Raw genomic sequence first — 7,457 nt, forward strand, 5'->3', positions numbered from 1 at the left:
GGGATCGGGGCGGGGGTTTCAAGGCTTCGGGTCGCTTCGCCGGGCGCCTGGCCCGTCAGCACGGCGATGCGGTTGAGGCTGCCCCGAAGGCTCGCCTCAAGCTGGGGCACGGTTGCGTTGGTCTGCGCCAGTTGCGCCCGCGCCTGCTCCGCGTCCAGCGAGGAGACGAGGCCCGCCTGAAGCCGCCAGTTGGCGATGTTGTAATTGTCCTGCTGGATCGCCTGCGTCTCGCGCGCGATGCGCAACTGCCCCTGCGCCAGGCGCGCCTGCACATAGTTGGCGACGAGTTCGGAGACGATCGTCGCCCGCACATTGGCGAGGTCGTATCCGGAAGCGGCAAGATCGGCCCGCGCAGCCTCCGCCGAACGGGAAAGCTCGCCGAACAGGTCGACCTGCCAGCTTGCATTGGCGCCCACCGAATAGCTGCTCGACCAGTTGGAGCCGCCGCCGCCGATCGGATTGCCGCTGGGGTCCAGCCGGCCGCCCGCATCCCGGCTGCTGTAGTTGCGCCCGCCGCTGGCCGATCCGTTCGCCTGCGGCAGGAAGGCGGCCCTTGCCTGCCGCAGCGATTCCCGCGCCTGGCGAAGGCGCGCCTGCGCCTGCACGATGTCCAGATTATGGGCGATGGCCCGGTCGATGAGGCCGCTCAGCGCCGGATCGTCGAGCCGCGTCCACCAGGCGGCCAGTTCCGCCTCGTCCAGCGGAGCGCTGGCGCCCTGGCTATAGGCCGCCGGCACGCCGAGCGCTGCGGGGGCGGGGGCGCGATAATCGGGGCCGGCCGCGCAGCCCGACAGGACCAGCGCGGTTCCCGTGATCCATCCAAAGCGATATCGCACCTTTTCCTTATACTCCGTCATCGTTAAAGGCGGTCCTCCAACGAGAACTGCCGAAATGGGCCGGGCGCCTCAACGGCATTTGTGTCTCAAAGTGTAACGGCTTTGAAAAATTGCGCTTTTGCAGGGGCGCGCAGGTCAGAAGGTGGATGATGAGGGCATTTCTTTTTCCGGGGCAGGGCAGCCAGTCGGTGGGCATGGGCAAGGCGCTGGCCGACGCCAGCCCGGCCGCGAAGGAGCTGTTTCAGGAGGTCGACGACGCCCTGTCGCAGCATCTGTTCCGCATCATGGTGGAGGGGCCGGAAAGCGACCTGACCCTGACGGAGAACGCCCAGCCCGCGATCATGGCCAATGCGCTGGCGACCCTGCGCGTGATGCAGAGGGAGGGCGGCTTTTCTCTGGCGGAAAAGGGCGATTATGTCGCCGGGCACAGCCTTGGCGAATATAGCGCGCTCTGCGCGGCGGAGGCGTTCGACATCGGCACCACGGCGAAGCTGCTGAAGCTGCGCGGGCGGGCGATGCAGGCTGCCGTGCCGGTGGGCGAGGGCGCGATGGCGGCGCTGCTGGGCGCGGATATCGAGAAGGCTCAGGCACTGGCCGATGCCGCCGCCGAGGGCGAGGTGTGCACCGTCGCCAACGACAATGACCCGACCCAGGTGGTGATTTCCGGGCATCGCGGCGCCATCGAGCGCGCGGTGGCGCTGGTCAAGGACCATGGCATCAAGCGCGGCGTGCTGCTGCCGGTGTCGGCGCCCTTCCACTGCCCGCTGATGCAGCCCGCCGCCGAGGCGATGGAGGAAGCGCTGGGCAAGGCGGCGATCGGCACGCCGCTGCTGCCGGTCTATGCCAATGTGCTGGCCAGCGCGATCGCCGATCCGGAAGAGATCAAGTTGCGGCTGGTGGAGCAGGTGACGGGCCGGGTCCGCTGGCGCGAATCCGTCGCCGCCATGTGGGACGCGGGCGTGACCGAGTTCGTCGAATTGGGCGGCAAGGTGCTGGGACCGATGGTCAAGCGCATCGCGCCCGACGCCACCGTGCGCAGCATCGTGACGATGGACGATATAGAGGCCGCCCTGGGGACCCTGTGAGCGGCGGCATGAGCAGCGCTCCCGTCCTGACCAGCCGCGATGGGGCCGTGCTGACGGTCACGCTCGACATGCCGGACCGGCGCAATCCGATCTCCGATCCGGCGATGGTCGATGCGCTCTGCGCCGCGTTCGAGGAGGCGGAGCGGGATTTGTCGATCCGCGTCGCGATCCTGACCGGGGCAGGGAGCGCCTTTTCGTCGGGCGGCGACCTGAACGCGATGCGGCCCGACGCGGGCGGGCTGCGGGCTGCTTTGCCCGCGCAGACGCGGCGCAATTACCGGGCGGGAATCCAGCGGTTGCCGTTGCTGTTCCAGGCGCTTGAACTGCCGGTGATCGCGGCGGTCAATGGCCCCGCCATCGGCGCGGGCTGCGACCTGGCGTTGATGTGCGACGTCAGGATCGCGGCGCAATCAGCGAAATTCGCGGAATCTTTCGTGAAGCTGGGCATCATTTCGGGCGATGGCGGGGCTTGGTTGCTGCCGCGCATCGTCGGCTTTTCCAAGGCGACCGAACTGGCGCTGACGGGCGAGACCATCGACGCGCAGGAGGCGCTGCGCATCGGGCTGGTGAGCGAGGTGGTGCCGGACGCCGACCTGCTGGCGGCGGCGCGGGCCGTGGCGGACAGGATCGCCGCCAATCCGCCGCACGCGACGCGCATGACCAAGCGGCTGCTGCGCGCCGCGCAGACGGCGGAATTGAACCAGATCATGGAAATGGCGGGCGCGATGCAGGCGCTGGCCCATGCGACGGCGGATCATGACGAGGCGATAGACGCCTTTTTCGAGCGCCGGACGCCGAACTTCAAGGGAGATTAGAATGTTCGATCTGACAGGCATGACCGCGCTGGTGACGGGCGCTTCGGGGGGCATCGGCTCCGCCATCGCGAAGGCCCTCGCCGCGCAGGGCGCCACGCTCGCCCTTTCGGGCAGCAATGAGGAGAAGCTGAAGGCCTTTGCCGCGGAACTGGGCGGCGATCACAAGACGCTGGTCTGCAACCTGGGCGATCCGGCGGCGGTCGATGCGCTGGTGGGGCAGGCGGTCGAAGCGCTGGGCGGCAAGATCGACATCCTCGTCAACAATGCGGGCATCACCCGCGACAACCTGATCCTGCGCATGAAGGATGAGGAATGGTCGGACGTGATCTCGGTCAATCTTGAAGCGGCCTTCCGCCTTGCCCGCGCCGCCGCCAAGCCGATGATGAAGGCCCGTTTCGGCCGCATCATCTCCATCACCTCCGTCGTCGGCGTCACCGGCAATCCAGGACAGGCCAATTATGCGGCGTCGAAGGCGGGTATCATCGGCATGTCCAAGTCGCTGGGCCAGGAACTGGCGAGCCGGGGCATCACCGTGAACTGCGTCGCGCCGGGCTTCATCCGTTCGGCCATGACCGACGCGCTGAACGACGCGCAGAAAAGCGCGATCCTGACGAAGATCCCGGCGGGCGACCTGGGCGCGGGGGAGGACATCGGCGCGGCTGTGGTCTATCTCGCCAGCAAGGAAGCGGGTTACGTCACCGGCCAGACGCTGCACGTCAATGGCGGCATGGCGATGATCTGAAGGGGAAGGATCGGTCGATCCCAAAGTCCCACGCTGCGGCTTTATTCCATCGCGCCCGAAAATTTTGGGCATTTGCAAAGCCGCCGCCTTGTGCCATCGGGGCTGAAGAGTCGAACGCAGGTGGGGCGATGCCACCCGATTGTCTCTTGCCTCTTGCCTCTCGTTGGGCTTGCCTCTAGGGCATGCCTTAACAGATATTCAGAACCATCAACGATACCCAGTAAGAAGGACCACTCATGAGTGAGACCGCGGATCGCGTAAAGAAAATCGTCGTCGAGCATCTGGGCGTCGAAGCCGAAAAGGTGACCGAGGATGCGAGCTTCATCGACGATCTGGGCGCTGACAGCCTGGACATCGTCGAGCTGGTGATGGCGTTCGAGGAAGAATTCGGCGTCGAAATCCCCGACGACGCGGCGGAAAAGATCGCCACCGTCAAGGACGCCATCGATTATATCGACAGCAAGCAGTAAGGGCGTCCGGCGGCCTGCCTGAAAACGGGTGGCCGCCGCGTTTGAAAAAGGAAAAGGCTCCTCCTGTCCGGCGAAACCGGGTCTTGGGGAGCCTTTTGGTATCTGGCCCCCGTTCACAATCCCCTTTCGAAGGGTTAGATGGGCGGCGTTGAGCCAAAAAGATTTTTCGGAGCAAGCATATGCGTCGTGTTGTCGTAACCGGCCTTGGCATGGTCAGCCCGCTCGGCGGGGATGTGGAAACGACCTGGAAGAACATCATCGCGTCCAAGTCCGGCGCGGCGACGATCACGCGCTTCGACGCCAGCGAGTATAAATGCCGCATCGCCTGTGAAGTGAAGCCGGCGGATCATGAATATGGCTATGACCCCGGGCTGGACGTCGATCACAAGATCCAGCGGCAGGTCGACCCCTTCATCGTCTACGGCATTTCCGCCGCCAGCCAGGCGCTGCGCGACGCGGGCCTGGACGATATGAGCGAGGAGGAACGGCTGCGCGCCGGTTGCTCCATCGGTTCGGGCATCGGCGGCCTGCCGGGCATCGAAAGCGAATCGCTGGTGCTGGCGAACCGTGGGCCGGGCCGGGTCAGCCCGCATTTCGTCCATGGCCGCCTGATCAACCTGATCTCCGGCCAGGTTTCGATCAAATATGGCCTGATGGGCCCCAACCATGCCGTCGTCACCGCCTGCTCGACCGGCGCCCATTCCATCGGCGACGCCGCCCGCATGATCGCGCTGGACGATGCCGACGTGATGCTGGCGGGCGGCGCGGAAAGCGCGATCTGCCCCATCGGCATCGCCGGATTCGCGCAGGCGCGGGCGCTCTCGACCGCCTTCAACGACAGCCCGGAAAAGGCTTCGCGGCCCTATGACGTCAACCGCGACGGCTTCGTCATGGGCGAGGGCGCGGGCGTGGTCGTGCTGGAGGAATATGAGCGGGCCAAGGCGCGCGGCGCGAAAATCTATGCCGAAGTGGTCGGCTATGGCCTGTCGGGCGACGCCTATCACGTAACCGCTCCCCATCCGGAGGGCCATGGCGCCTATCGTTCGATGGAGATGGCGCTCAAGAAATCGGGCCTGGGCCTGGGCGACATCGACTATGTCAACGCGCACGGCACTTCGACGCCGCTGGGCGACGAGCTGGAGCTGGGCGCGGTGAAGCGGCTGTTCGGCGATCATCTGGGCACCATGTCGATGAGTTCGACCAAGTCGGCCATCGGCCACCTGCTGGGCGGCGCGGGCGCGGTGGAGAGCATCTTCTGCATCCTGGCGCTGCGCGACCAGATCGTGCCGCCGACGCTGAACCTCGACGAGCCGAGCGAAAGCTGCAAGGGCGTCGACCTGGTCCCGTATGTCGCCAAGGAACGCAAGGTGCGGGCCGTGCTGAACAACAGCTTCGGTTTCGGAGGCACCAACGCCTCCCTCATCATGAAGGCGGTCTGAGAAGGCTCCAATGCGGCGGCTTGGCTTTGGCATAGTGCTGATCGGCCTGGCCGTCGCGGCGTTCGTAGCGTTCCGCTTCGTCCATGGCTGGACCGAAAGCGGCCCGGCGATGAAGGATATCGCGCTGGTCGTGCCGGAAGGTTCGACCATCGCGGACGCCGCCATTCTCCTGAAACAAAAGGGGGCGGTGCGCTCGGCCGACGCCTTCCTCACGCGGGCCAAGGTCTTCGGCCGCGGCAAGTCGATCAAGGCGGGCGAATTCCTGATCCCCAAGGGCGCCAGCAATTCCGATATTTTCCGCATCCTCCAGGGCGGCAGGACGCTGACCCGGCTGATCACCATACCGGAAGGCATGCCCTCCATATCGGTGCATGAGCGGTTGATGGCGAATGAGGAACTGACCGGCGAGATTCCGGTGCCGGAGGAAGGCAGCGTGCTGCCCGACAGCTATGCCTTCGACAAGGGCGAAAGCCGGGCGGCGGTGCTGAAGCGGATGCAGGATGCCATGAGCAAGGCGCTCGCCAAGATGTGGGCGGAGCGGGCGCCGAACACGGTCGCGAAAACGCCCAGGGAAGCCATTATCCTTGCCAGCATCGTCGAAAAGGAAACGGCGGTGCCTTCGGAACGGCCGACCGTCGCGGGGGTTTACGGCAATCGCCTGAAGGCGCGCATGATGTTGCAGGCCGACCCAACGATCATCTATCCGATCACCAAGGGCAAGCCCCTGGGCCGACGGATCAGGAAATCCGAAATCGCGGCGGTCAACGACTATAACACCTATGCGATGATCGGCCTGCCCAAGGGACCGATCGCCAATCCGGGCCGCCTGTCGATCCTGGCGGTGCTGCACCCGGCGGAAACGAAGGCGCTCTACTTCGTCGCGGACGGGAAGGGCGGCCATATATTCGCGGACACGCTGCAAGAGCATAATGACAATGTGCGCAAATGGTTCGCAATCCGGCGGGCGAGGGGGGAGCTTTGAAGTGAGCGGACCGATGGCGCGCTTGGGTGGGGAGCGGACGTTCCCCTATTCGTCACCCCGGACTTGATCCGGGGTCCCGCTTTCTTTCTGAGTCCGGCCCAGCCCAAGGCAGCGGGACCCCGGATCAAGTCCGGGGTGACGGTAGGGCAATGTCAGCTATTGGCCATAGCCCGCCGCCGCCAATCGCCGGCCCTACTGCCCAAACCCCGACTCGCGCGCCAATGCCACTGCTTCCCGTGCGGCGGCGAGCAATGCGCCGCTTTTCGCCTCGCACTCCCGCTGTTCATATTCCGTGGTCGAATCCGCGACGATGCCGGCCCCTGCCTGCACATGCATCACGCCGTCCTTGAGCACGGCGGTGCGCAGCACGATGCAGCTATCCATATTGCCGTCCGGCCCGAAATAGCCGACGCCCCCGGCATAGGCCCCCCGCGTTTCCGGCTCCAGTTCCGCGATGATCTCGCAGGCGCGCACCTTGGGCGCTCCCGATACGGTCCCTGCCGGAAAGCCCGCGAACAAGGCGTCGAGCGCGTCCTTGTCGGGAGCCAGCCGTCCCACCACGTTCGACACGATATGCATCACATGGCTGTAGAATTCGACGCTATAGCTGTCCGTCACGGTCACGCTGCCGGCCGTCGCTACCCGTCCCACATCGTTGCGCCCCAGGTCGAGCAGCATCAGATGCTCTGCCCGTTCCTTGGGATCGGCCAGCAGGCTTTCGCGGTTGGCGGCGTCCTCGACGGCATTCCGGCCGCGTGGGCGGGTGCCGGCGATGGGCCGGATCGTGACCTCGCCGTCCCGCGCCCGGACCAATATTTCCGGACTAGATCCGATCAGCGCAAAGCCGGGCAGGTCGAGATAATAAAGGAAGGGTGAGGGATTGACCCGCCGCAACGCCCGGTAAAGCGCAATCGGCGGCAGGGTGAACGGGCTGGTGAAGCGCTGCGCCAGCACTACCTGAAAAATGTCGCCCGCGACGATATAATCCTTCGCCTTCTCGACCATCGCGGCGTAGCGGCCCGGCTCCAGCACCGGCGTCACCGCGACATCGGCGATCTTGGCCGGGGCGGACGGCGCGGGCAGGGGGG

General features: G+C 65.8%; 8 protein-coding genes. 6 read left to right on the plus strand and 2 right to left on the minus strand.

Annotation, left to right across the window (positions count from 1 at the left end):
- Positions 1 to 857, minus strand: an 857-nt coding sequence (locus L286_RS49690) for a TolC family protein (protein ID WP_021223350.1), incomplete at its 3' end; no start/stop codon positions are given.
- 128 nt (positions 858 to 985) lie between these two features.
- Here L286_RS49690 and fabD point away from each other — a divergent pair.
- From fabD to mltG, 6 genes are all read left to right on the plus strand, one after another.
- Positions 986 to 1,921 (plus strand): ACP S-malonyltransferase, encoded by a 936-nt coding sequence (gene fabD / locus L286_RS49685; protein ID WP_025160512.1) that lies wholly within the window; start codon positions 986 to 988, stop codon positions 1,919 to 1,921.
- Between the two features lie 8 nt (positions 1,922 to 1,929).
- Complete coding sequence (locus tag L286_RS49680; protein ID WP_025160513.1) at positions 1,930 to 2,736, plus strand: crotonase/enoyl-CoA hydratase family protein; 807 nt, start codon at positions 1,930 to 1,932, stop codon at positions 2,734 to 2,736.
- 1 nt (position 2,737) lies between these two features.
- The gene (gene fabG, locus L286_RS49675) at positions 2,738 to 3,478 is read left to right on the plus strand and encodes a 3-oxoacyl-[acyl-carrier-protein] reductase (RefSeq protein WP_020820980.1); all 741 of its coding nucleotides are present in this window, start codon (positions 2,738 to 2,740) and stop codon (positions 3,476 to 3,478) included.
- Positions 3,479 to 3,714: 236 nt separating this feature from the next.
- Entirely contained in the window at positions 3,715 to 3,948 is a 234-nt protein-coding gene (locus tag L286_RS49670) for an acyl carrier protein (protein WP_007689016.1), read from the plus strand.
- Between the two features lie 179 nt (positions 3,949 to 4,127).
- A complete protein-coding gene (gene fabF, locus L286_RS49665; protein WP_025160514.1) occupies positions 4,128 to 5,387 on the plus strand; it encodes a beta-ketoacyl-ACP synthase II in 1,260 nt (419 codons plus the stop codon).
- A 10-nt stretch (positions 5,388 to 5,397) separates the two neighbouring features.
- Complete coding sequence (gene mltG, locus L286_RS49660; RefSeq protein WP_020820978.1) at positions 5,398 to 6,369, plus strand: endolytic transglycosylase MltG; 972 nt, start codon at positions 5,398 to 5,400, stop codon at positions 6,367 to 6,369.
- 192 nt (positions 6,370 to 6,561) lie between these two features.
- On the opposite strand, the gene L286_RS49655 is transcribed toward mltG, so the two are convergent.
- The coding region (locus L286_RS49655) for an anthranilate synthase component I family protein (RefSeq protein WP_021223349.1) at positions 6,562 to 7,457 on the minus strand (896 nt) is incomplete at its 5' end.

This window comes from Sphingobium sp. HDIP04, from assembly GCF_000445085.1.
GTDB classification, from domain to species: Bacteria; Pseudomonadota; Alphaproteobacteria; order Sphingomonadales; family Sphingomonadaceae; genus Sphingobium; species Sphingobium indicum.

What these genes read in the sequence shown, in the direction of transcription:
- fabF (WP_025160514.1), top strand. Translation starts at nt 4,128, where the DNA reads ATGCGTCGTGTTGTCGTAACCGGCCTTGGCATGGTCAGCCCGCTCGGC.
- fabG (WP_020820980.1), top strand. Translation starts at nt 2,738, where the DNA reads ATGTTCGATCTGACAGGCATGACCGCGCTGGTGACGGGCGCTTCGGGG.
- fabD (WP_025160512.1), top strand. Translation starts at nt 986, where the DNA reads ATGAGGGCATTTCTTTTTCCGGGGCAGGGCAGCCAGTCGGTGGGCATG.
- L286_RS49670 (WP_007689016.1), top strand. Translation starts at nt 3,715, where the DNA reads ATGAGTGAGACCGCGGATCGCGTAAAGAAAATCGTCGTCGAGCATCTG.
- L286_RS49680 (WP_025160513.1), top strand. Translation starts at nt 1,930, where the DNA reads ATGAGCAGCGCTCCCGTCCTGACCAGCCGCGATGGGGCCGTGCTGACG.
- mltG (WP_020820978.1), top strand. Translation starts at nt 5,398, where the DNA reads ATGCGGCGGCTTGGCTTTGGCATAGTGCTGATCGGCCTGGCCGTCGCG.